The 19,990-nt window shown below is 69.9% G+C and carries 25 protein-coding genes; 4 read left to right on the forward strand and 21 right to left on the reverse strand.

What is annotated here, in order from left to right; all coding sequences use genetic code 11:
* Positions 1-52: 52 nt before the first annotated feature.
* The 16 genes from ACF3M1_RS04560 to ACF3M1_RS04635 all read right to left on the reverse strand — a co-directional run bounded on the left by ACF3M1_RS04560 (position 53) and on the right by ACF3M1_RS04635 (position 13,400).
* Positions 53-883, reverse strand: a complete 831-nt coding sequence (locus tag ACF3M1_RS04560; protein ID WP_394004312.1) for a prolyl oligopeptidase family serine peptidase — start codon at positions 881-883, stop codon at positions 53-55.
* Positions 883-1,533, reverse strand: a complete 651-nt coding sequence (locus ACF3M1_RS04565) for a DUF1294 domain-containing protein (protein ID WP_394004314.1) — start codon at positions 1,531-1,533, stop codon at positions 883-885. Before ACF3M1_RS04565 ends, ACF3M1_RS04560 begins: the two co-directional genes overlap by 1 nt.
* Positions 1,534-1,555: 22 nt before the next feature.
* Entirely contained in the window at positions 1,556-2,917 is a 1,362-nt protein-coding gene (gene mgtE / locus ACF3M1_RS04570; protein WP_394004316.1) for a magnesium transporter, read from the reverse strand.
* Positions 2,918-3,168: 251 nt separating this feature from the next.
* Positions 3,169-4,902 carry a phosphoenolpyruvate--protein phosphotransferase gene (ptsP, locus tag ACF3M1_RS04575; protein ID WP_394004318.1) on the reverse strand — a complete coding sequence of 578 codons (1,734 nt, stop codon included), beginning with the start codon at positions 4,900-4,902 and terminating at the stop codon, positions 3,169-3,171.
* The gene (locus ACF3M1_RS04580; protein ID WP_394004320.1) at positions 4,902-5,171 is read right to left on the reverse strand and encodes an HPr family phosphocarrier protein; all 270 of its coding nucleotides are present in this window, start codon (positions 5,169-5,171) and stop codon (positions 4,902-4,904) included. Before ACF3M1_RS04580 ends, ptsP begins: the two co-directional genes overlap by 1 nt.
* Positions 5,172-5,218: 47 nt before the next feature.
* Positions 5,219-5,611, reverse strand: coding sequence for a PTS sugar transporter subunit IIA (locus tag ACF3M1_RS04585; protein ID WP_394004322.1), 393 nt, complete (start codon positions 5,609-5,611; stop codon positions 5,219-5,221).
* Between the two features lie 98 nt (positions 5,612-5,709).
* The gene (rapZ, locus tag ACF3M1_RS04590; protein WP_394004324.1) at positions 5,710-6,585 is read right to left on the reverse strand and encodes an RNase adapter RapZ; all 876 of its coding nucleotides are present in this window, start codon (positions 6,583-6,585) and stop codon (positions 5,710-5,712) included.
* Complete coding sequence (gene hprK / locus ACF3M1_RS04595; protein WP_394004326.1) at positions 6,582-7,541, reverse strand: HPr(Ser) kinase/phosphatase; 960 nt, start codon at positions 7,539-7,541, stop codon at positions 6,582-6,584. Before hprK ends, rapZ begins: the two co-directional genes overlap by 4 nt.
* Positions 7,542-7,544: 3 nt before the next feature.
* Positions 7,545-8,012: a PTS sugar transporter subunit IIA gene (locus ACF3M1_RS04600; RefSeq protein ID WP_394004328.1), complete on the reverse strand. Its 468-nt coding sequence runs from the start codon at positions 8,010-8,012 to the stop codon at positions 7,545-7,547.
* Positions 8,013-8,048: 36 nt separating this feature from the next.
* Complete coding sequence (gene hpf / locus ACF3M1_RS04605) at positions 8,049-8,375, reverse strand: ribosome hibernation-promoting factor, HPF/YfiA family (protein ID WP_394004330.1); 327 nt, start codon at positions 8,373-8,375, stop codon at positions 8,049-8,051.
* 133 nt (positions 8,376-8,508) lie between these two features.
* A complete protein-coding gene (locus ACF3M1_RS04610; protein ID WP_394004332.1) occupies positions 8,509-9,957 on the reverse strand; it encodes an RNA polymerase factor sigma-54 in 1,449 nt (482 codons plus the stop codon).
* Between the two features lie 36 nt (positions 9,958-9,993).
* On the reverse strand, positions 9,994-10,713 hold the full coding sequence (gene lptB, locus ACF3M1_RS04615) for an LPS export ABC transporter ATP-binding protein (protein WP_394004334.1): 720 nt from the start codon (positions 10,711-10,713) through the stop codon (positions 9,994-9,996).
* The gene (gene lptA, locus ACF3M1_RS04620; RefSeq protein ID WP_394004336.1) at positions 10,713-11,261 is read right to left on the reverse strand and encodes a lipopolysaccharide transport periplasmic protein LptA; all 549 of its coding nucleotides are present in this window, start codon (positions 11,259-11,261) and stop codon (positions 10,713-10,715) included. Before lptA ends, lptB begins: the two co-directional genes overlap by 1 nt.
* On the reverse strand, positions 11,239-11,805 hold the full coding sequence (lptC, locus tag ACF3M1_RS04625) for an LPS export ABC transporter periplasmic protein LptC (protein ID WP_394004338.1): 567 nt from the start codon (positions 11,803-11,805) through the stop codon (positions 11,239-11,241). The genes lptA and lptC overlap by 23 nt, the downstream gene beginning before the upstream one ends.
* Positions 11,802-12,365: a KdsC family phosphatase gene (locus ACF3M1_RS04630; RefSeq protein ID WP_394004340.1), complete on the reverse strand. Its 564-nt coding sequence runs from the start codon at positions 12,363-12,365 to the stop codon at positions 11,802-11,804. The genes lptC and ACF3M1_RS04630 overlap by 4 nt, the downstream gene beginning before the upstream one ends.
* A gap of 33 nt (positions 12,366-12,398) precedes the next feature.
* A complete protein-coding gene (locus ACF3M1_RS04635) occupies positions 12,399-13,400 on the reverse strand; it encodes a KpsF/GutQ family sugar-phosphate isomerase (protein ID WP_394005181.1) in 1,002 nt (333 codons plus the stop codon).
* Between the two features lie 161 nt (positions 13,401-13,561).
* On the opposite strand from ACF3M1_RS04635, the gene ACF3M1_RS04640 reads away from it, so the two are divergent.
* From ACF3M1_RS04640 to ACF3M1_RS04650, 3 genes are read left to right on the forward strand one after another with little or no spacing between them, the layout of a single operon-like run.
* Entirely contained in the window at positions 13,562-13,813 is a 252-nt protein-coding gene (locus ACF3M1_RS04640; RefSeq protein ID WP_394004342.1) for a BolA family protein, read from the forward strand.
* On the forward strand, positions 13,813-15,072 hold the full coding sequence (murA, locus tag ACF3M1_RS04645) for a UDP-N-acetylglucosamine 1-carboxyvinyltransferase (RefSeq protein WP_394004344.1): 1,260 nt from the start codon (positions 13,813-13,815) through the stop codon (positions 15,070-15,072). The genes ACF3M1_RS04640 and murA overlap by 1 nt, the downstream gene beginning before the upstream one ends.
* A 2-nt stretch (positions 15,073-15,074) precedes the next feature.
* Complete coding sequence (locus ACF3M1_RS04650) at positions 15,075-15,380, forward strand: EF-hand domain-containing protein (protein ID WP_394004346.1); 306 nt, start codon at positions 15,075-15,077, stop codon at positions 15,378-15,380.
* 62 nt (positions 15,381-15,442) lie between these two features.
* Here ACF3M1_RS04650 and ACF3M1_RS04655 read toward each other — a convergent pair whose 3' ends face one another.
* The 5 genes from ACF3M1_RS04655 to purM are packed head-to-tail and all read right to left on the reverse strand — an operon-like array spanning position 15,443 to position 18,756.
* Complete coding sequence (locus ACF3M1_RS04655; RefSeq protein WP_394004348.1) at positions 15,443-16,159, reverse strand: DUF3108 domain-containing protein; 717 nt, start codon at positions 16,157-16,159, stop codon at positions 15,443-15,445.
* Positions 16,159-16,869: a DUF3108 domain-containing protein gene (locus ACF3M1_RS04660; protein WP_394004350.1), complete on the reverse strand. Its 711-nt coding sequence runs from the start codon at positions 16,867-16,869 to the stop codon at positions 16,159-16,161. The genes ACF3M1_RS04655 and ACF3M1_RS04660 overlap by 1 nt, the downstream gene beginning before the upstream one ends.
* Positions 16,870-16,879: 10 nt before the next feature.
* Positions 16,880-17,536, reverse strand: a complete 657-nt coding sequence (purN, locus tag ACF3M1_RS04665) for a phosphoribosylglycinamide formyltransferase (protein ID WP_394004352.1) — start codon at positions 17,534-17,536, stop codon at positions 16,880-16,882.
* A gap of 1 nt (position 17,537) precedes the next feature.
* Positions 17,538-17,708 (reverse strand): hypothetical protein, encoded by a 171-nt coding sequence (locus tag ACF3M1_RS04670; protein WP_394004354.1) that lies wholly within the window; start codon positions 17,706-17,708, stop codon positions 17,538-17,540.
* A gap of 4 nt (positions 17,709-17,712) precedes the next feature.
* Positions 17,713-18,756 (reverse strand): phosphoribosylformylglycinamidine cyclo-ligase, encoded by a 1,044-nt coding sequence (gene purM / locus ACF3M1_RS04675; RefSeq protein WP_394004356.1) that lies wholly within the window; start codon positions 18,754-18,756, stop codon positions 17,713-17,715.
* A gap of 143 nt (positions 18,757-18,899) precedes the next feature.
* On the opposite strand from purM, the gene ACF3M1_RS04680 reads away from it, so the two are divergent.
* Positions 18,900-19,982, forward strand: a complete 1,083-nt coding sequence (locus ACF3M1_RS04680) for a DUF2066 domain-containing protein (protein ID WP_394004358.1) — start codon at positions 18,900-18,902, stop codon at positions 19,980-19,982.
* Positions 19,983-19,990: the final 8 nt, after the last annotated feature.

Below are 19,990 nucleotides of genomic sequence, written 5' to 3' on the forward strand. Positions count from 1 at the left end.
GGGCCGCCGCCCCGCCCAGTGTTCGCGGTCCGCCGCGTTCGCGGCCGCGGTATCAAAGGCGCTGCGCGAACAGCCAGGTCCACAGCTCGGGTGTGGCGTAGGCCGCATCCCAGCTGTTGTGGTTGGCCTCGGGGAATTCGGTGTAGCGCACGTCCGCGCCCGCGCGCTGGAGTGCTACATGCATATGCCGCGACTGTGCGGGCGGCACCACGTCGTCGCGTGCGCCGTGGAACAGCCAGCTGGGCACGTGACGCAGGCGTTGCGCGGCTGCCTCGAACGGATCCGCGGCGCCGCGGGTGGATTCGACCTGCAGATCGTCGAGGTCCGGCCGGGTGCCGGGCGGGGTGATGCCGCCGCACACCGGCACCAACGCCGCGAAGCGGCCGGGTTCGCGCAGCGCCAGCGACCAGGTGCCATAGCCGCCGCGCGACATGCCGGTGAGCGTCGTGCGCTGCGGGTCCCCGTCGAACTCCGCGCTCGCCGCGTCGAGCGTCGCCAACGCCATCGTCGCCGTGTCGCCTTCCCACGACGCGCCCGCGGGCGATTGCGGAAACACCACCAGCGCCGGAAAGTCCGCGGCATGCGCACGCACGTACGGCCCGAGGCCCGCGTGGATCTGTTGCTCGCCGTCGTCACCGCGCTCGCCCGAGCCGTGCAGGAACAGCACCACCGGCAGCGGCCGTGCGATCGCGGCGGCAGGCACGAACACCTGGTAGGCATGCCGGCGTCCGCCGACCGTGAGCACCCGCCGGACGAACCGGCCCGACGCGGGCGTGTCGGGGCGCGAGCGGCAGCCGGCGAGCCAGGCAGCACTGCCCAGCCCGGCGAGGAGGAGGGCATGCAGGGCGCGACGGCGGGGTGGCATCTCGAACGGTGTCGGCATCAGGAGACTCCTTGGAAGGGGCGCGATCCGGCGGCGATCCAGATGGCAAGCGTGACCAGATGCAGAGCCACCATGCGCCGGTACACCGTCCGGTAGGCCGGCTTGGCGCTCTTGTGGCGCAGAAGACGTTGCGCGAGCCACGCGGCCGGCCAGCCGCCGAGCAGTTCGAGCAGATGCAGGTGCGATTCGGGTGTGCGCCGGCGGCGGTTGCGCGCCGCGTGCTTGTCGACGCCATACAGCACGAAGGTGGCCAGATTCAGGCCCAGGGCCGCGATCGGCGTCCACGCAGGCAGCTGGCCCGTGCGCACGGGGTACACCAGCAGGGCGAGCCAGAGGACGAGCAGCAGGACGGCGACGCCCGCAGCGGCCGGGCCGTGCCGGCTCAGCCCGGTCGAAGGTGTCGCGGCGCGTCCGCGCGATGCGCCCGCGGCAGGCGGCGTCGTACGCGTGACCGCGCGTGCACACCAGCGACCATCGTTCTGGCGATGCGCGGTGAAGCGCACCAGTTCGCCGGGCTCGGGACGCCGCCCGGCCTGGGTGTAGTCACGGATGTGGAAGAACAGGCGGGCCGGACTGTCCGCCTGTTCGATCGGCGCGACGAATCCGAACCCGCGCGTCTCGTGCCACTCCACCACCTTGCCCAGACGCATGTCCGCGTGCACCGGTCCGGTCTCAGCGCAGCATGATGGCCGTCGCCAGGCCGAGGAAGCTGAAGAAGCCCATGATGTCGGTGACCGCGGTGACGACCACGGTGCCGGCGACCGCGGGGTCGACGCGCATGCGCTTGAGCAGCAGCGGCAGCAGTACGCCGGCGGTCGCTGCAGAGCAGAAATTGATCACCAGCGCCGCGAAGATCACCAGCGACAGCACCCAGTCGTGGAACCAGACCAGGGCCACCAGGCCGACCAGCGCACCGATCAGCAGACCGTTGATCAGCGCGACCCGCAGTTCCTTCCACAACAGGATGCGCGCATTGCTGGCGCCGACCTGGCCCAGCGCGATGCCGCGCACCATCAGCGTCAGCACCTGCACCGCGGCATTGCCGCCGATGCCGGCGACGATCGGCATCAGCACCGCCAGCGCGACGATCTGCTCGATCGTCGCCTCGAAGCGGCCGATCACGAACGCGGCCAGGAACGCCGTGCACAGATTGATGCCCAGCCACACCACGCGGCCGCGCACCGCGCGCTTGATCGGCGAGAACAGGTCCTCGTCCTCGTCCAGACCCGCGGCGCCGAGCGCCTGGTGTTCGGCCTGTTCGCGGATGATGTCGACCACGTCGTCGACGGTGATGCGGCCGAGCAGCACGTTGCCGTCGTCGACGACCGGCGCCGACACCCAGTCGTTGTCCGAGAACAGGCGCGCGACCTGCTCGGCGGATTCGTCGACGTGGATCGAGTCGAGTTCGTCGTCGATCAGCTTGTTGACCGGCGTGCCCGGATCACGGGTGACCAGGTCCTGCAGCGCGACCCAGCCGATCAGCTGGTGGCGCCGGTTGACGACGTACAGATGGTCGGTGTGATCGGGCAGCTCGCCGCGCAGGCGCAGGAAACGCAGCACCACGTCGACGGTGGTGTCGGCGCGCACCGTCACCACGTCCGGATTCATCAGACGGCCGGCAGTGTCTTCGGGATACGACAGCACCTGCTCGAGACGCTCGCGGTTCTCGCGGTCCATCGAGCGCAGCAGTTCGTCGATCACCGCGCCGGGCAGATCCTCGACCAGATCGGCGAGGTCGTCGATGTCGAGATCCTCGACCGCGGCGACCAGCTCGTCGGGATCCATGTCCGCGATCAGGCTCTCGCGGACCTCGTCGCCGACGTGGACCAGCACCTCGCCGTCGTCTTCGGGATCGACCAGACCCCAGACGATGATGCGTTTGTCGTGCGGCAGCGATTCGAGCAGGTTGCCGATTTCGGCCGGCGCCAGCGTGTGGACGAGACGGCGCACCGGTCCCAGACGCCCGCTGTCGAGGGCATCGGACAGCAGGCGCAGCTGACGCGCGGTCTTGTCGGGGCGGACGGCTTCGGCCATGGAGCGGCTTCCGTTGCACGTCGCGACAGGGTCGGCGCGACAGGTCAGATCATCATGCGTGCATTATCCGCGCTGGCCTGCGATCTGCCCACCCCGTGCATGCGCCGCGGTCATCCGCGCATCATCGCGCGACGGCATCGTGTGGGTGCATGCCGCGTTGGCCGGAGCCATGTCGCCATCGGAAACCTCGATGCAGCGGCTTCCGCGGTCGGCCGCACGACGCGCGACTCGCGCCGTGGGGATGCACCCGCTCAGGCGCTCGCGCGCGCCGGCTGTGCACCATCCAGCCAGCGTTCGATGCCGGCACGGTCACGCGCGCGCATCAGCGAGGGCATGCGTGCGCGCAGGCGCCCGAGGTCCAGGCCCCGGATCGCACGGCGGACCTCCAGCAACGGCGACGGATGCAGGCTCAACTCCTCGAAGCCGAGCGCCAGCAGCAGCGGCGTGAAGCGCGCATCGCCTGCGATCTCGCCGCAGACCGAGGCCGGCATGCCGCGTGCGCGCGCCACCCGCACCACGCTGTGCAACAGGCGGATCACGGCCGGATGCAGCGGCGAATACAGATCGCCGAGAGCGTCGTTGTTGCGGTCCACCGCCAGCAGGTACTGCACCAGATCGTTCGTGCCGACCGAGATGAAATCCAGATCGCGGGCGAAGGTCGGCAGGCCGATCGCGGCCGACGGCACTTCGATCATCGCACCGAGCGCGAGCCGCTCCGCGCTGCCGTGTCCCTCGGCGCGCAGGTCGCGCTGCACCCGGTCGAGCATCGTGCGCACCGCGACGATTTCCTCGCGACCGCTGACCATCGGCACCAGCACGCGGACCGGGCCGTAGCCCGCCGCCCGCGCGATCGCGCGCAGCTGGGTCTCCAGCAGCCCGTCGCGGGCCATCGACAGGCGCACGCCGCGCAGGCCCATCGCCGGGTTGGGTTCGTCGCGCAGGGCCAGGCCGGTTTCGTCGGCCTTGTCGGCGCCGATGTCCAATGTGCGGATCGTCACCGTACGCCCGGTCATGCCCAGCACCAGATCACGGTAGGCGCGGAACTGTTCGTCCTCGTCGGGAATGCGCCGGCCCTGCAGGAACAGGAACTCGGTGCGGTACAGACCGACACCGGCCGCGCCGAGGGCGTGCGCTTCGGCGACGTCCTCGCGGGTTTCGGCATTGGCGTAGAGACGGATGTCGACGCCGTCGAGGGTCTTGCTCGGTTCGCGGCGCAGGCGACGCAGCTGCTTGCGTTCGCGCTTCTCCTCGCGCAGCCGCTCGCGGTACTGGCGCAGGTCGTCCGCGTTCGGCTCGACGATGACCTCGCCTGTGCTGCCGTCGATGACCAGCACATCGCCATCGTTGATCTGTGCCAACGCATGCGCGGCGTTGACCACCAGTGGCAGATGCAGGCTGCGCGAGAGAATCGCCGAATGCGACAACGTGCTGCCGGTCGAGGTCACCACGCCGAGCACACCGCGCGCGTGCAGCCGGCCGATCTCGGAGGGCGCGATCGCATCGGTGATCAGGATCTCGCCGGCGACGCCCTGCATTTCGGCGTCGCGTGCGTGCAGGGCGGCATGGACCCGGCCGATGACATGATCGATGTCCTCGATGCGGCTGCGGAAGTACGCGTCCTCCATGCCTTCGAACACGGCCGCCAGGCGGTCGCGCTGCAGCCGCAGTGCGTAGTCCGCGCCGTACAGGCCGGACATCACCAGCTCGTCGAGGCCCTGGAGCAGTTCCGGATCGTCGAGCAGCAGGGTGTGCAGGTCGAGGAACTCGCCGACCTCGTGTGCCAGTGCGCCGTGCAACTGGTCGCGCATCGCACGGATCTCGGCACGAACGCGATCGATCGCCGCATGCAGGCGTGCCAGTTCCGCCGGTGCCTCGGATGCGGCGATGCGCGTCTCGGCCACTTCCAGCGCATGCGGCTCGCGAACACGGGCCCGGCCGAGCGCATTGCCCCGCGACGCGCCCTGTCCGTGCAGGCCCTGGCGCATCAGCCCTCCTCGTCGAACCTGCGTTCGAACAGCACCGCCGCAGCGTCCATCGCCTCCGTCTCGTCGTCGCCTTCGAGCCGCAGTACCACCCGGGTGCCGTGACCGGCCGCCAGCAACATCACGCCCATGATGCTCTTGGCGTTGACCTCGCGGCCCTTGGCGACGAGGGTCGCGTTGCTGCGGAAGCCCGACAGGACCTGGACGAGCTTCGCGGTGGCGCGCGCATGCAGGCCGAGTTTGTTGGCGACGAGGAGTTCACGTTCGATCATCGGAAAAGAGCCTGTCCTTGGTGCGGCGGGGGAAGTGCGTGTGCGGCTCAGGCTTCGTCGAGGACGACGCCGTTGCGCGCGCCCGCGGCGGCCGTGGCGGGAATCTGATCGAGCGCCTGCTCAGGATAGTTCATCACCCGCAGCAGCATCGGCAGGCTGAGCGCCGAGACCCGCCGTGCCGGCGTGCCCAGTCGCGCGAGTGCGGCGGCGACGTTGCTCGGCGTCGCCCCGTAGAGATCGGTGAGGATCAATACCCCGTCGCCGTCGTCCACCGTGCGCAGCGCCGCGCTGGCCTGCGGCAGCACGGTCTCGATGGAGGCGTCGAACGGCACTTCGAATACCGCCGTCTTCAATGGCAGGTGGGTGAGCAGGCGGGTCGCGACCGCATGGATCGCGGTCCCGATGCCCTCGTGGGTCAACAGCAGTACGCCAACGGTCATCAGCGGACGTTAGCAGAGCGGGGTGACCGGCCGGAAGCGTTGACGGCGAAACACCGCGTGCGGCCAGGACGGAGCCGGCGCGCGTCGACACTCGCGCGTCAGTCGAGCTCGCGGTGATAGGTGGCCACGTCCCGCCAGCCCTGCTCGCGTGCGTGCCGGGCGAGCACCTCGGCCAGGTACACCGAGCGGTGTCGGCCCCCGCTGCAGCCGAAGGCCACGGTGACGTAGCTGCGGGTGGCGCTGCGCATGCGCGGCAGCCAGGTGTCGAGGAACTGTGCGACCTGGGCGCTGTAGTCGCCGACCTCGGCGTGTCCCTCAAACCAGGTGCGCACGTCGACGTCGCGGCCCGACAGCGGGCGCATGCGCGGATCCCAGTGCGGGTTGGGCAGCGCGCGGGCGTCGAAGACGAAGTCGGCATCGGCCGGCACGCCGCGGCGATAGGCGAAGGATTCGAACAGCAGTGAAACCGAGTCGTCGTCGGTCAGCTCGAGCTCGGTGATGATGCGCCGACGCAGCTGGTGCACGTTGAGGTCGCTGGTGTCGATGACCGTGTCGGCGAGTGCGCGCAGCGGGCGCAGCAGGGTCCGTTCGAGCCCGATCGCATCGGCCAGCGACAAGCCGGCGCGTCCCAGCGGATGGCGTCGGCGGGTATCGGCGAAGCGGCGCAGCAGGACCTCGTTGCCGGTCTCGAAGAACACGAGACGTGGGTCGAGGCCCAGGCGGCCCACTTCCGACAGCCAGGTCGGCACCTTCGACAGGTCGGTGTGGCGGTTGCGCACGTCGATGCCGACCGCGAGCCGCCGTGGCGGTTCGTCGGCGCGGGTGACGTTGGCGACGAAGTCGGCCAGCATGCCGGCCGGCAGGTTGTCGACACAGTAGAAATCCAGATCCTCGAACGTGCGCAGCGCGACCGACTTGCCGCTGCCCGACAGGCCGCTGACGACGTAGAGCATCGGCGGTGCGGGCTCGGTCATGGCGCGCTGCGCTCGAGGAAATGCGAGTGCCGGGCCAGGAACGCGGCGGCCGGATCCAGCCCCTTGGTGCGCAGGATGTGGGTCCGCGTGGCGGCTTCGGTGAGCACGGCGAGGTTGCGCCCGGGCATCACCGGCAGGGTGATCAGCGGCACGTCGAGATCGAGCACGCGGCGCACGCCGAGGTCGCCGGTCAGACGCACCATGCCGTCGGCGTCGCCGGCCATGGTGTCGGCATTGGGCCGGCTGAGATGCACGATCAGCCGCAGGTACTTGTTCCGCTTGACCGCGGTGTCGCCGAACATCTCGCGGATGTTGAGCACGCCCAGGCCACGCAGTTCCAGCAGGTCCTGCAGCAGTTCCGGGCAGGCGCCGTCGAGCACGTCGGGCGCGATCTGGGTGAACTCGGGCGCGTCGTCGGCCACCAGGCGATGGCCGCGGGTGATCAGCTCGAGCGCCAGCTCGCTCTTGCCCGAGCCCGATTCGCCGGTGATCAGCACGCCGATCGAATAGACCTCCATGAACACGCCATGCAGCGTGATCCGCGGCGCGAGCACGCGTGCGAGGTGGTACTGCACCAGGTTGAGCAGTTCATGCCCGCGCTTGGGCGAACTCCACAGCGGCGTCTGCGATTCCTCCGCCGCCTCGCGCAGGTCCTCCGGGCAGGGCTGGTCCTTGCTGATGACCAGCGCGAGCGGCCGGTACTGCATCATCCGTTCAATGGTTTCCCAACGCAGGCGCGAATCCAGGCTGTCCAGCCACGACAGCTCCTCGGTGCCGAGGATCTGCACCTTGTTCGGATAGATGATGTTGAGGTAGCCCGCGAGCGACGGCCGCCGCGCGACGGTCTCCACCGATTCGATGGTGCGTGTGCCGCCCGACTGCCCGGCGAGCCAGCGCAGGCTGAGCCGGTCCTGCAGGTGCGCGAACAGCTCCTGGGCCTGGATGCTTGCGTTCATGCCTCAGGCCGGCGCGGACTGCGCGACGGGATCGAGCAGCAGTCCGCGCAACCGGGGCAGGTCCCGCGCATCGCGCAGGGCATCGCGGAACTCGGCATCGGAGAACCGCTCGACCAGGCCCGAAAGGATCTGCAGATGCTGTTCGACCAGATGCTCGGGCACGCACATCGCGAACACCAGATCGACGGGCGTTCCGTCGCTGGCGCCGAAGTCGATGGGGTGGGAGAGGCGGAGAAACGCCGCCCGGGGCTCGCGGAACGCCGTGCTGCGCGCATGTGGAATCGCGACGCCGCGGCCGATGCCGGTACTGCCCAGCTGCTCGCGTTCGCGCAGCGCCTGGGCCAGCACCGGGGTGGTGGTCGGGGAGTTGCCCGCCAGCAGGCGGGCCGCCGCATCCAGGACGATATCGCGGGATCCCGGCGCGACCAGCATCACGATGCGGTCGGCCGAGAGCAGATCGGAAAATGACATGCCGCGCGGGCCCGGACGGGAACGTGGATCAGAAGCCTATCCGAAAGTGCCGTCGCGCGCAGGGTTCTCGCCGCGGTGGTGGTCGACGACCTTCTTCCGGTGCTTGAGGAGCAGGCGGTCGAGCTTGTCCACCAGCAGGTCGATCGCGGCGTACATGTCGGCTGCACTGGCATCGGCGTGGAGGGTCTTGCCCGCGATGAGCGCGGTCGCCTCGGCCTTGTGATGGGGCTTGTCGATGCTGAGCTGGGCACGGACTTTGAGCGGCTGATCGAAATGCTTGGACAGCTTCTGCAGCTTGGTGTCCACGTAATCGCGCAGCGCGGGCGTCACCTCGATCTGATGGCCATGGGTCTCGACGTGCATCGGCAAGCTCCTTCAACGTTGGGAAGGATCGCCGGCGATCGACGCAGGCGATCAGGTCCAGAGTAGCGCGGCCGGCGCCCGGTGCAAGCGGCGGCGACCACGTCTCCATGGACCACCGTAGGGACGCGGAAGTTCAGGCGATGCGAACGCGGGCGTGCGACGAGGCGATGTGCAGCGCCTCGCGGTATTTGGCCACCGTCCGCCGCGCCACCGGTACGCCCGAGGCCTTGAGCAGGTCGGCGAGGCGGGCGTCGGACAGCGGCTTGCGCGGGTCTTCGGCGTCGACCAGGCTGCGGATCATCTGCTGGATCGCGGTGCTCGACGCCTCGCCGCCGCCCTCGGTGCCGATGCCCGAATCGAAGAACTCCTTCAGCGGCAGGGTACCGCGCGGGGTGTGCACGTACTTGCGCGCCACCGCACGCGACACCGTGGACTCGTGCATGCCGATCTCGTCGGCGACCTCGCGCAGGGTCAGCGGGCGCAGGGCGCGTTTGCCGAACTCCAGGAAGCCCGACTGCTGCCGCGCCAGGCAGCGCACCACCTTGAGCAGGGTTTCGCCGCGTGCCTCGAGGTTCTTGAGCAGCCAGCGGGCTTCCTGCAGCCGGCCCCGCAGATAGCCGGCATCACTGCCGCCGGCGTGCTGGATCATCTGTTCGTAGCCGCGATGGATGGTCAGCCGGGGGAAGTGGCTGGCCGCCAGCGCGACCCGCCACACGCCGTTGTGGCGGGTGATCACGCAGTCCGGGGTGACGTAGTTGTCGTGCGGCACGATGCCGATCTGCGCCCCGGGCTTGGGATCCAGGCTGCGCAGCAGGTGCAGGGCGGTCTCGGCGTCGTCGAGGCTGCAGCCCAGTGCGTCGGCCAGGCCGGGCGTGCCCAGCCTGGGCAGGCGCTCGATGTGCTCACGCGCCGCGCGCATGGCCAGCGCGCGTCCCGGCGTGGCCTCGGGCAGCGGCTCGAGCTGCAGGCAGAGGCATTCGCCGAGGTCGCGGGCGCCGACGCCGGACGGGTCGAAGCGCTGGATGCGGCACAGCACCATCGCGACCTCGTCGGCGGTGGCATACGTGTCGGGGCGCAGGACGCCCGCGATGTCGTCGAGTGATTCGCGCAGGTAGCCGTCGTCGTCGATCGCGTCGATGAGGGCGATACCGATGTTGCGGTCGTGCGCCGACATCGGGCTCAGGTGCAGCTGCCAGGTCAGATGGTCGCGCAGGCTTTCGGTCTGGACCATGCGGTCCGCCGGGTCGCCATCGGCATCGCCGTCGTTGCCGCCCGCGCCGCTGCCGCGGTCGTACCACGCCTCGTCGCCGCCTTCCCAGACCTGGGATTCGGCATCGTCGCGTTCGTGTGCCTGCTCGCGTTCGCCCTGCGCCTCGTGCGCCTCGGACGAGGCGCTGCGATCGGTCGAGGGGGTGGCGATGGTTTCCGGCTCCTGCCAGTCCAGCAGGGGATTGCTTTCCACCGCCGCCGCGATCTCGGTCTCCAGCTCGACGGCCGACAGCTGCAGCAGATGCAGCGCCTGACGCAGCTGCGGCGTCAGTACGAGGTGCTGGCCCAGCGATGTCTGAAGACGTGGCTTCATCGTGCCCGGAACTCCTTGACCGGGTGCGCGCGGCCGCTACAGCCTGAAGGAGTCTCCAAGATAGACGCGTCGCACATCGGGATTGGCGAGCAACGCATCCGGAGCCCCCTGTGCGAGCACGCCGCCGTCACTGAGGATATACGCCCGGTCGCAGATTCCCAAGGTTTCGCGCACATTGTGATCGGTGATCAGCACGCCGATGCCCCGTTCCTTGAGGTGCGTGACGATGCGCTGGATCTCGCCGACGGAGATGGGGTCGACACCCGCGAAGGGTTCGTCGAGCAGCATCATGCGCGGGTTCGCCGCGAGTGCGCGTGCGATCTCGACACGGCGGCGTTCACCGCCCGACAGGCTCGCGCCGGCCTGGTCGGCGACGTGGGTGATCTGCAGTTCGTCCATCAGATCGGCGAGCTGCTTCCTGCGCCCCGCCTGGTCCAGATCCTCACGCAGTTCCAGCACCAGCATGATGTTGTCGGCCACGCTGAGCTTGCGGAACACCGACGGTTCCTGCGGCAGGTAGCCGACGCCGCGCTTGGCGCGCGTGTACATCGGCTCGGCCGTGATGTCGCGGCCATCGAGCACGATGCGACCGGCATCGGCCGGGACCAGGCCGACGATCATGTAGAAGCAGGTCGTCTTGCCGGCACCGTTGGGGCCGAGCAGGCCGACGACCTCGCCGGACTCGAGCGTCAGTCCGAAATCCTTGACGATCTCGCGCTGCTTGTAGCGCTTGCGCAGGCCCTCGACGACCAGCATCAGCGGCCGCCGCCCGGAGGACTGGTCGGCGCGCCCTGCGCCGGCGCGGTGCGGTTGCGCGGCTCGAACTGCATGCGCACCCGGCCCTGGCCTTCGCCGCCGCCCTGCACCTGGCCCGAGGCCATGTTGTAGACGATGCGCTGGCCTTCCATCCGCCCGCGGCCCGGCTGGTTCACCACCGCATTGCCGGTGAGCACGACGGTGTCGTTCGGCATGTTGTAGTCAGCCTGGGCGGCGGTGGCGTCGACCCAGCCGCCGTCGTCCATCTGCTGCTTCATCCGCACGGGACCGCCGGTCAGGATGACGCGCTGGAACTCGCCATTGCTGCGACGCACGTCCGCGCGCGTGGCCTGGATTTCCAGCGTGCCCTGGGTGATGGTCACGCCACTGGTGAACAGGCAGGGCAGGGCCTCGTTGCTGACCGAACAATCGCTGCCGCCGGCATCGACGGACAGGGTCTGGTTGCGGTCGGACGACTTGGCCGCGGCGATCGCCGGCACCAGCGCGATCGCGAGCAGCAGCAGCCTAGCGGCGGGAATTGGGCTCATTGCGGAATCTCACCTGGGAGAGGAGCTCGATCCGACCCGAATCGAGGTCGGCACGCATGCCGGTGCCCTGCATTGTAGTGCCGGGCTGGGTCACGGCCACGGCGGCATCGGTGGCCGCCTGGTTGCGCTGGGGGAAGATGTCGAGGGCGTCGGTGCGCATGGTCGTCGGGCGTGGTGCCTCGTCGGGGCTGGTCGCGGTGACGTCGCCGCGCAGGCGCACTTCCTCGTTGTCGTCGGACACCCAGCCGGTCTGCGACACGACGGTCCAGCGGCCGCTGCCGTCTTCGGCCGGAATGTGGAAGACCGGCGTCTCCAGCTCGAGCGTGCGTGCACCGGGCGTCTGCTGCAGTTGCGGCGCGGCGACCGAGAACGCTTCCTGACCCTCGTTGTCGAGGGCGACGAGATCGAAATCGCGCAGCAGATAATCGGTGCGCGTATCGGCCGTGGTCTCGGTGGCCAGCGCATCCTTCTGCTGCCAGGCCGCCCAGCCCGAGAACAGTGCGCCGGCCAGCAGCACCAGTGTCAGTGTGACGCGCCAGTTCACGAGACCCGCCCGTCGGCGTGGATGTCGGCGAGCCGACCCTGCGCGTGCAGGATGAGATCGCACAGTTCGCGCCCGGCGCCGCGTCCACCGCGGGCGGTCGTGTGCCAGTGGGCGACGTCGGCGGCGCAGCGGTGGGCATCGGCGGGTGCAACGGCAAGCCCGGCGATTCGCATCGCCCCGACATCGGCCAGGTCGTCGCCCATGAACGCCACCGCATCCGCCTCGATGCCGAGCGCCGCGCGCAGGCGTTCCACCTGCTCGCGCTTGTCGGCGACATGCATGTGCGCTTCGATCCCGAGATCACGCGCGCGCCGTTCCACGATGCTGCCCTGACGCGCGGTGATCAGTGCCACCGCGATGTCGGCCTTGCGCAGCAGCACCAGTCCCTGGCCGTCGTGGACGTGGAAGGTCTTGAGTTCGCGCCCCTCGCTGTCGAAGGTCAGCGCGCCGTCGGTCAGCGTGCCGTCGACGTCGAAGCAGGCCAGGCGCACGCGGCGTGCGCGCGCCACGATGTCGGCGGGCACGTGAGCGAAGGCGGCGTCGAGCGGGGTCTCGGGCATCGGAAGGGATCGATCCATGAATACGGAAGAGGGTTACACCACGCGCGCGCGCAACAGGTCCTGAATGTTCAGGGCGCCGACGACGCGCCGGTCGCCGTCGACGACGGGCAGCATCGTGATCTTGCGGGTTTCCATCAGGCGTGCAGCCTCGACGGCCAGCGCGTCGGCATCGACGAACGAAGGATCGCGGGTCATCACGTCGGCGATCCGCGCGTTGCGCACGTCGATCGCCGGGTCGGTCAGCGTGCGGCGCAGGTCACCGTCGGTATAGAGGCCGATCAGGCGCTGCGCGTCGTCGACGACCACGGTCATGCCGAGCCGCTTGCGGCTCATCTCCATCAGGGCATCGGCGAGGGTGGCGTCGGCGGTGACCGCGGGAATCTCGTCGCCGCCATGCATGACGTCGCGGATGTGCAGCAGCAATCGCCGGCCCAGCGCGCCGGCCGGATGCGAGCGTGCGAAGTCGTCGGCGGTGAAGCCGCGGGCTTCCAGCAGCGCGACGGCCAGCGCATCGCCCATCGCCAGCGACGCAGTGGTACTCGAGGTCGGCGCCAGCGCCAGCGGGCAGGCCTCGGCCGGCACGCTGATGTCCAGGTGCACATCGGCCGCGGACGCCAACGTGGACGCGGGCCGTCCGGTCATCGCGATCAGCGGGTTGCCCTGGCGCTTGAGCACCGGCAACAGCATCAGGATCTCGTCCGACTCGCCGGAATACGACAGCGCCAGCACCACGTCGGCGTCGGTGATCATGCCGAGGTCGCCGTGCCCGGCCTCGCCCGGGTGGACGTAGAACGCGGGCGTGCCGGTGGAGGCGAGCGTCGCGGCGATCTTGCGCGCCACGTGGCCCGACTTGCCCATGCCGGTGCAGACCACGCGGCCGCGGCACTCGAGCATGCGCGCGCACGCGGCACTGAACGCCCCGTCCAGACGGGCCGCGACGGCCTGCAGCCCCTCGACCTCGACCGCGAAGACACGGCGCCCGCTTTCGGCGAACGAGACGGGCCCGGAAGCGGGCGAAGACGCGGTGTGGACCATATCCGGCAAGGGGCTTTTCCGTTAGGCTAAGCCGTTCATTTTATGCGCTTCCCGCCGTGAATGCCCCGCGACCGGCGGCGTCGGCGATGACGGCTCACCCGCGCTTCACCTGCGCGAGACGACGTTCACGGCCCGGCAGCGCGGTCACAGGACCGATTTCCTTGGATACCCAGACCATCACCCACCTGATCCAGCAGGGGCTTCCCGACGCCGTGGTCCACGTGCAGGGCGACGACGGCGTGCATTTCGAGGCGCTGGTCGTCTCGCCGGCCTTTGCCGGCAAGCTGCCGCTGGCCCGGCACCGCATGGTCTACGCGACCCTCGGCGACCGCATGGGGGGCGAGATCCACGCCCTCGCACTGCGCACCCTGACGCCCGACGAACACGCGCGCGCTGGCGGAGCCGACGCCTGATGGACAAGATCGTCGTCACCGGCGGCCCGGCGCTGCAGGGCGAAGTCCGCATTTCCGGCGCCAAGAACGCCGTGCTCCCGATCCTGTGCGCGACGCTGCTGGCCGACGGACCGGTCGAGATCGGCAACGTGCCCCACCTGCACGACGTGCTGACGACGATCAAGCTGCTCGAAGGCCTCGGCGCCGGCGTCGAGCACGATGTCGACGGCGCGCGCGTGATCGTGGATCCGCGCAGCGTCGACAGCCATGTGGCGCCGTACGAACTGGTGCGCACGATGCGCGCGTCGGTGCTGGTATTGGGGCCGCTGCTGGCGAAGTTCGGCGCGGCCGAGGTCTCGCTGCCGGGTGGCTGCGCGATCGGCGCGCGTCCGGTGGACCTGCACATCAAGGCACTCGAGGCGCTGGGCGCGGAGATCACGGTCGAACACGGCTTCATCCGCGCGCGCGCCGAGCGGCTGCGGGGCGGCCATGTGGTGTTCGAGACGATCAGCGTCGGTGCGACCGAAAACGTGCTGATGGCCGCGACCCTGGCCGAGGGCACGACGCTGATCGACAACGCGGCCCGCGAGCCGGAGATCGTCGACCTGGCCGACTGCCTCGTGGCGATGGGCGCCGACATCTGCGGCGCCGGCACGTCGCGGATCGAGGTGCGCGGCGTCGCTGCACTGCACGCGGCCCGGCACGCCGTGGTCGCGGACCGTATCGAGACAGGCACCTTCCTGGTCGCCGCGGCGATGACCGGCGGACGCGTGACCGCCACCGCGGCGCGTCCGGACACGCTCGGCGCCGTACTCGACAAGCTGCGCCAGGCAGGCGCGGAGATCGACATCGAAGGCGATGCGATCACCGTCGACATGCGGGGCCGCCGCCCGCGCGCGGTGGACATCGTCACCTCGCCGCACCCCGGCTTCCCCACCGACATGCAGGCGCAGATGATGGCGTTGAACTGCGTGGCGGACGGCATGGGCACGATCGACGAGACGATCTTCGAAAACCGGTTCATGCACGTCAACGAGCTGATGCGCCTCGGTGCCGACATCCACATCGACGGGCCTCGCGCGATCGTCAAGGGCGTGGCGCGGCTCAGCGGCGCGCCGGTGATGGCGACGGATCTGCGCGCCTCGGCGTCGCTGATCCTCGCCGGCCTGGTCGCCGAGGGCGAGACCACGATCGACCGCATCTACCATCTCGACCGCGGGTACGAGCACATCGAACGCAAGTTGTCGGCGCTGGGTGCGCGCATCCGCCGGGAGCGTTGACGGTGGCGTTCCGGGGCCGGCTGTCGAACCGCCGCATCGCATTGTTCGCGAGCATCGGCGTGGTTCTGCTGGGGCTGGGTTGGCTGCAGTACGTCGGTGCGGCGGCGCTGAGCGGGATGTCGTTCAAGGACATGGACTGGAACGAGGACGGTGAGCTGACGCGCGGGGAAATCCTGCAGGGCTTCGTGTCGGTGTCCGCCGTCCGCACGCGGAACGGGCAGCGCAGCTGCGTGGAATACCGCTGGCGTCGCAGCGACGAGGTCATCCGGATGGAATGCCGGACGGACGCGCCGCCCGCGACGCCCTGACCGGCGCCGCGCCAGAAAAAAGCCCCGCGAATCGCGGGGCTTTTTTTGAGTCATGCGTGGCGTCAGTTGACCGACTGCAGGCGCATGTCGATGTGGTCCTTGCCATCGCGGCGCTGGAGCAGGCGTGCCGGTACCGGCAGGTCGTCGACGATCCAGGCCACGATCTGCCGGCGGCCATCGGTGCGCACGACCTTCGTCGCCTGCAGCGTCCGGCCGCCGACGGTCACCTCTTCGGTGCCCTCGCGCTCGAAGACCTGGCGCTTGCTGCGCCCATCCTCGACCAGGCGGTAGCGCAGCGGCGACCGTCCGGCCTGCACGTCGCGCACCAGCACCAGGTTCATCAGCATGCCGTCGAGATCGCCGGCCTGCAGCTTCACCGGCGCACTCTGGCCGTCGCGCACGTCGCCCGAGAAGCGGGCCTCGCCCGCATTCCAGTCGTAGGTGGTGTTGAGCTCGCGGCGCTTCATCAGCATCGCCGCCAGACCGGATTCGCCGCGCTGGGAATCGACGCTCGACACCGGCCGCCACTGTTCGCCATTGGCTTCGAACACGGTGGTCTGCTGCATGCGCGCACCGGCCCCGGCCACCTGCAGACCGTAGGTCCAGCGGTTTCCGGATTCACGTGCGAGGTTCATGTTCGCCTCGGCCCGCATGCCCATGTAGTTGGCCTGGTAGGTCGCGTTGAACGGCTCGATCGCCAGCGCCGGCAGGGCGGCGATCGCGAGCAGGGCCGCCGCGCACAGCGTCACGGGGCGGGGCAGGGAAACGTGCAACTTCATCATTGAACTCCTTGGTATTCGACGAGGCGCAGGTCGATCGCGTCCTCGCCATCTTCGCGTTGCAGGATGCGCACCGGCGTGGGCACGCCGTCGGCGACCCAGATGATCATCTCGTCGTTGCCGCCGTTGGTTCGTGAAACGCGCAGGGCGGAATAGCTCATCTCGCCGACCGGCACGATCTCCGGCGCCGGCTCGGCCTGGTACTGGTATTCGCGGACCCGGCCGCCATCGACGAAGCGGTAGCGCAGGCTCGCACCGGGCACCGCATCGCGGATGACCGCCAGGTTGATCAGCAGCGCGCTCATGTCGCCGGACTGCAGCGCCACCGGCTGCTTGCGGCTGGCTTTCAGATCGCCGCTCCACTGAGCAACGTTGCGGCTCCAGTCGTAGAGGCCGGTGACCCGCCGGTTGAAGAACACGGCGGCCTTGCGCACCGTCGCCTGCTGCAGCGGCCGGTAGAGCCCGTCGACGACGTCGAACACCGTGTTCTGGGTCAGGTTGAGGCCGAGGATGCCGGCAAAGCCGCGGTTGCCGCGAATGTCGAGTTCGACATCCCACTGCGCGCCCTGCGAGGTGAGTCGCATCGTCGCAGCGCCCGCGGCCTTGCCCTGGTACCACGCATCGTAGGTGGCGACGAACGGGCGCAACTCGGCGGCGCCGACAGGCGACGCGGTGATCAACAGTCCGGCGAGCAGAAGAATGGGGCGCATGAGGCGGCCATCATGCAAACCGCTGGTTGGCTGCCAGCTGAAGCGGCGCGGTGAGCGCGCGGCCGTTCACGTGGACCGTCTGGCCCCGCAGGACGAGCCGCCCGTCGGCGATCCAGCGCAGCGTTTCGAGCAGTAACGGATGCTCCCGGGTCAGCACACGGGCCGCGAGACACTCGGCCGTGTCGCCCGGCAGCACCGGAACGCGTGCCTGGGCCAGGACCGGCCCGCCGTCGAGATCGGCGGTCACCACGTGCACGCTGGCGCCGTGCTCGGCCACCCCGGCGTCGAGCGCCTGCTGGTGCGTGTGCAGGCCTTTGAACGCGGGTAGCAGCGACGGATGGATATTGATCATGCGTCCGGGGCGGGCATCGACCGCGTCGGCCCCGATCAGTCGCATGTAACCCGCGCAGACGATCAGGTCGGGCGTCGCCGTGTCGATGGACCCGAACAGGGCGGCATCGTGTTCGGTGCGATCGCCGTAGTCGCGCGGCCGCACCAGATGCGCCGGTACGCCCGTCGCACGCGCGCGCTCCAGCGCGAAGGCGTCACGGCGGTCGGACCAGACGCCGACGACCTCGGCGTCGAGCGTGCCGTCGGCGATCGCATCGAGAATCGCCTGCAGATTGCTGCCCCGTCCCGAGGCGACCACCGCGATGCGCAGCGGCACGTCAGCGCGCTCCGAACAGCGGCTCGATCGACGGCTGCAACCGCGCGAACCGGCGCACTCCGGCTGCGGCGCCCGTCGGCACCGTGACGCAGCGCAATCCGGCGCGGACGTCGTGCACGATCGACGACAGCCGGCCCGATCGGTCCGCGTCGCGCGCGGCCGGGATGGCCACGGCCTCAGCCGATGTGGACACGCTCGGCCCCGTCGGCGGTCACGACCTCGCCGATCGACCAGTGGCGCAGGTCCAGATCATCGAGAGCGCGGCCGAACGCGGCCACGGCGTCGGCCGGCACCGCGAGCACGAAGCCGATGCCGCAGTTGAACGTGCGCCACATCTCGTGATCGGCCACCGCGCCTTCGCGCTGCAACCATTCGAACACCGGCGGCAGCGGCCACGCGGCGGCATCGATCTTCAGGCCGAGGCCGTCCGGGATCACGCGGATGATGTTCTCGGTCAGGCCGCCGCCGGTGATGTGCGCCATCGCGTGCAGATGCGGGCCGAGCTCGCTGCGCAGCAGCTCGAGCACCGGCTTGACGTAAAGCGCGGTCGGCGCCATCAGCGCATCGACGAGCGGCACGCCGCCGACCTCGACGTCGGTGGGGCGACCGGCGCGATCAAAGATGCGCCGGATCAACGAGTAGCCGTTGGAGTGCGGCCCGCTGGAGGCGATGCCGATCAGCACGTCGCCGGCGCGGACCGCGGACCCGTCACGCAATTCCGATTTTTCGACCGCGCCGACGGTGAACCCGGCCAGGTCGTATTCGCCGATCGCGTACATGTCGGGCATCTCGGCGGTCTCGCCGCCGATCAATGCGCAGCCCGCGAGTTCGCAGCCGCGGGCGATGCCGCCGATCACCGCGGCCGTGGTGTCGATGTCGAGCTTGCCGGTGGCGAAGTAATCGAGGAAGAACAGCGGCTCGGCGCCCTGCACCAGCACGTCGTTGACGCACATGCCGACCAGGTCGATGCCGATCGTGTCGTGACGGCCGAGCTGCTGGGCGAGCTTGAGCTTGGTGCCCACGCCGTCGGTCCCCGACACCAGCACCGGCTCGCGATACTTGCCGGACAGGTCGAACAGCGCGCCGAAGCCGCCCAGGCCGCCCATCACCTCGGGACGGAAACTGCGCTTGACCAGCGGTTTGATGCGTTCGACGAGTGCGTTGCCTGCATCGATGTCGACGCCGGCGTCGCGGTAGGTCAGGGGAGTGGGGGCGGTCACGGTGGCCGTCACGAGGCGGAAAGAACGCGAATTCTAGCAGCCGGGCGCGATCGGGTCCGCCCCGCGGCAGCGGTGTTCCACGGACCGTGGGCGTCGTTTGTGGCACCATCCCGCGTCGTTGACCCGAGTCCAGGATCCGCCGGATGCACCGCCCGAAACGCCTGTTGGGAATGATCGTGTGGCTGCTGGCCGCGCTGCTGCTCGCCGGGCCCGCGTCGGCCCAGCGGGTCGAGGGCGACCGCGCCGAAGGCACGGGGCTGTACTCGGCCGAGATTCCGGTGCGCAGTCAGAGCGAGAGCGAGCGCGAGGCCGGCTTCGCGCGAGGTCTGGCCCAGGTGCTGGGCAAGCTGTCGGGCGACCGGGGCGCGGCGCAGCGCCCGGGTGTGGCCCAGGAACTGCGGCGCGCGAAGCAGTACGTCGAGGGCTACGACTACCGCCAGGACGAGGGTGTGTCCTCGCGCGGCTCGCCGACCTTTACCACCACGCTGGTCGTGCGCTACCGGCGCGACGACATCGATGCGGTCGCCGCGGCGCTGGGGCTTCCGGTCTGGCCGGACCCGCGTCCCAAGCCCGTGCTGTGGCTCGCGATCGACGACGGCTCGGGGCCGCGGCTGGTCGCGCTGCAGCAGAGCAATGTCGCGCGCCCGGTGCTGCAGCGGGCGATCGAGCGCGGCTACCGCCTCGGCCTGCCCGGTGGCAGCGCCGCGGAGCAAGCGGCCGTCGGCGCGATCTGGCGTGGCGACACCGCGTCGATCGCGCGCATCTCCGCACGCTACAACCCGCCGATGCAGCTGATCGGCAAGCTCTACCGCGATGGTGCGGGCTGGAAGGCCGACTGGATCTTCGTCGACGGCGGCCGCGTGCTGTCGCGCTGGAGCGAGACCGCCGACGATGCGCGGCGGCTGCTTCCGACCGGCGCCGACGGCGCCGCCGACGCGCTGACCCGGCGTTACGCCAAGGCCAGCCCGGCCGGCGCGCCCTCGACCCAGGCGGTCGTGTTCGCCGGCATGAACTCCAGCGCGGATTTCATTCGCCTGTCGGCGCAGCTCCAGCGCATGTCGGTGGTGCGCGGCATGCGCCCGGTGCGGGCCACGCCGCAGGGGCTGGAGATCGAACTCGACCTGCTGACCGGCCTGACCGGTTTCCGGCGGATGGCCGATGCCCAGGTCCTGGTCGAAGCGGACGGAAACATCGAGGGCGTCACGCCCGTCTTCCACCTGCGCTGATTCCCGCG

It is taken from the genome of Luteimonas sp. WGS1318 (assembly GCF_043187535.1).
Lineage (GTDB): Bacteria > Pseudomonadota > Gammaproteobacteria > Xanthomonadales > Xanthomonadaceae > Luteimonas.

Coding starts and splice junctions, on each gene's coding strand:
- ACF3M1_RS04655 (WP_394004348.1), bottom strand. CDS start 16,159: ATGAAGTTGCACGTTTCCCTGCCCCGCCCCGTGACGCTGTGCGCGGCG.
- hprK (WP_394004326.1), bottom strand. CDS start 7,541: ATGAACGCAAGCATCCAGGCCCAGGAGCTGTTCGCGCACCTGCAGGAC.
- ACF3M1_RS04585 (WP_394004322.1), bottom strand. CDS start 5,611: ATGACCGTTGGCGTACTGCTGTTGACCCACGAGGGCATCGGGACCGCG.
- lptA (WP_394004336.1), bottom strand. CDS start 11,261: ATGAGCCCAATTCCCGCCGCTAGGCTGCTGCTGCTCGCGATCGCGCTG.
- ACF3M1_RS04680 (WP_394004358.1), top strand. CDS start 18,900: ATGCACCGCCCGAAACGCCTGTTGGGAATGATCGTGTGGCTGCTGGCC.
- lptB (WP_394004334.1), bottom strand. CDS start 10,713: ATGCTGGTCGTCGAGGGCCTGCGCAAGCGCTACAAGCAGCGCGAGATC.
- ACF3M1_RS04560 (WP_394004312.1), bottom strand. CDS start 883: ATGCCGACACCGTTCGAGATGCCACCCCGCCGTCGCGCCCTGCATGCC.
- ptsP (WP_394004318.1), bottom strand. CDS start 4,902: ATGCGCCAGGGCCTGCACGGACAGGGCGCGTCGCGGGGCAATGCGCTC.
- ACF3M1_RS04580 (WP_394004320.1), bottom strand. CDS start 5,171: ATGATCGAACGTGAACTCCTCGTCGCCAACAAACTCGGCCTGCATGCG.
- hpf (WP_394004330.1), bottom strand. CDS start 8,375: ATGCACGTCGAGACCCATGGCCATCAGATCGAGGTGACGCCCGCGCTG.
- murA (WP_394004344.1), top strand. CDS start 13,813: ATGGACAAGATCGTCGTCACCGGCGGCCCGGCGCTGCAGGGCGAAGTC.
- ACF3M1_RS04565 (WP_394004314.1), bottom strand. CDS start 1,533: ATGCGTCTGGGCAAGGTGGTGGAGTGGCACGAGACGCGCGGGTTCGGA.
- ACF3M1_RS04660 (WP_394004350.1), bottom strand. CDS start 16,869: ATGCGCCCCATTCTTCTGCTCGCCGGACTGTTGATCACCGCGTCGCCT.
- ACF3M1_RS04630 (WP_394004340.1), bottom strand. CDS start 12,365: ATGCCCGAGACCCCGCTCGACGCCGCCTTCGCTCACGTGCCCGCCGAC.
- ACF3M1_RS04600 (WP_394004328.1), bottom strand. CDS start 8,012: ATGTCATTTTCCGATCTGCTCTCGGCCGACCGCATCGTGATGCTGGTC.
- mgtE (WP_394004316.1), bottom strand. CDS start 2,917: ATGGCCGAAGCCGTCCGCCCCGACAAGACCGCGCGTCAGCTGCGCCTG.
- ACF3M1_RS04635 (WP_394005181.1), bottom strand. CDS start 13,400: ATGGTCCACACCGCGTCTTCGCCCGCTTCCGGGCCCGTCTCGTTCGCC.
- ACF3M1_RS04610 (WP_394004332.1), bottom strand. CDS start 9,957: ATGAAGCCACGTCTTCAGACATCGCTGGGCCAGCACCTCGTACTGACG.
- rapZ (WP_394004324.1), bottom strand. CDS start 6,585: ATGACCGAGCCCGCACCGCCGATGCTCTACGTCGTCAGCGGCCTGTCG.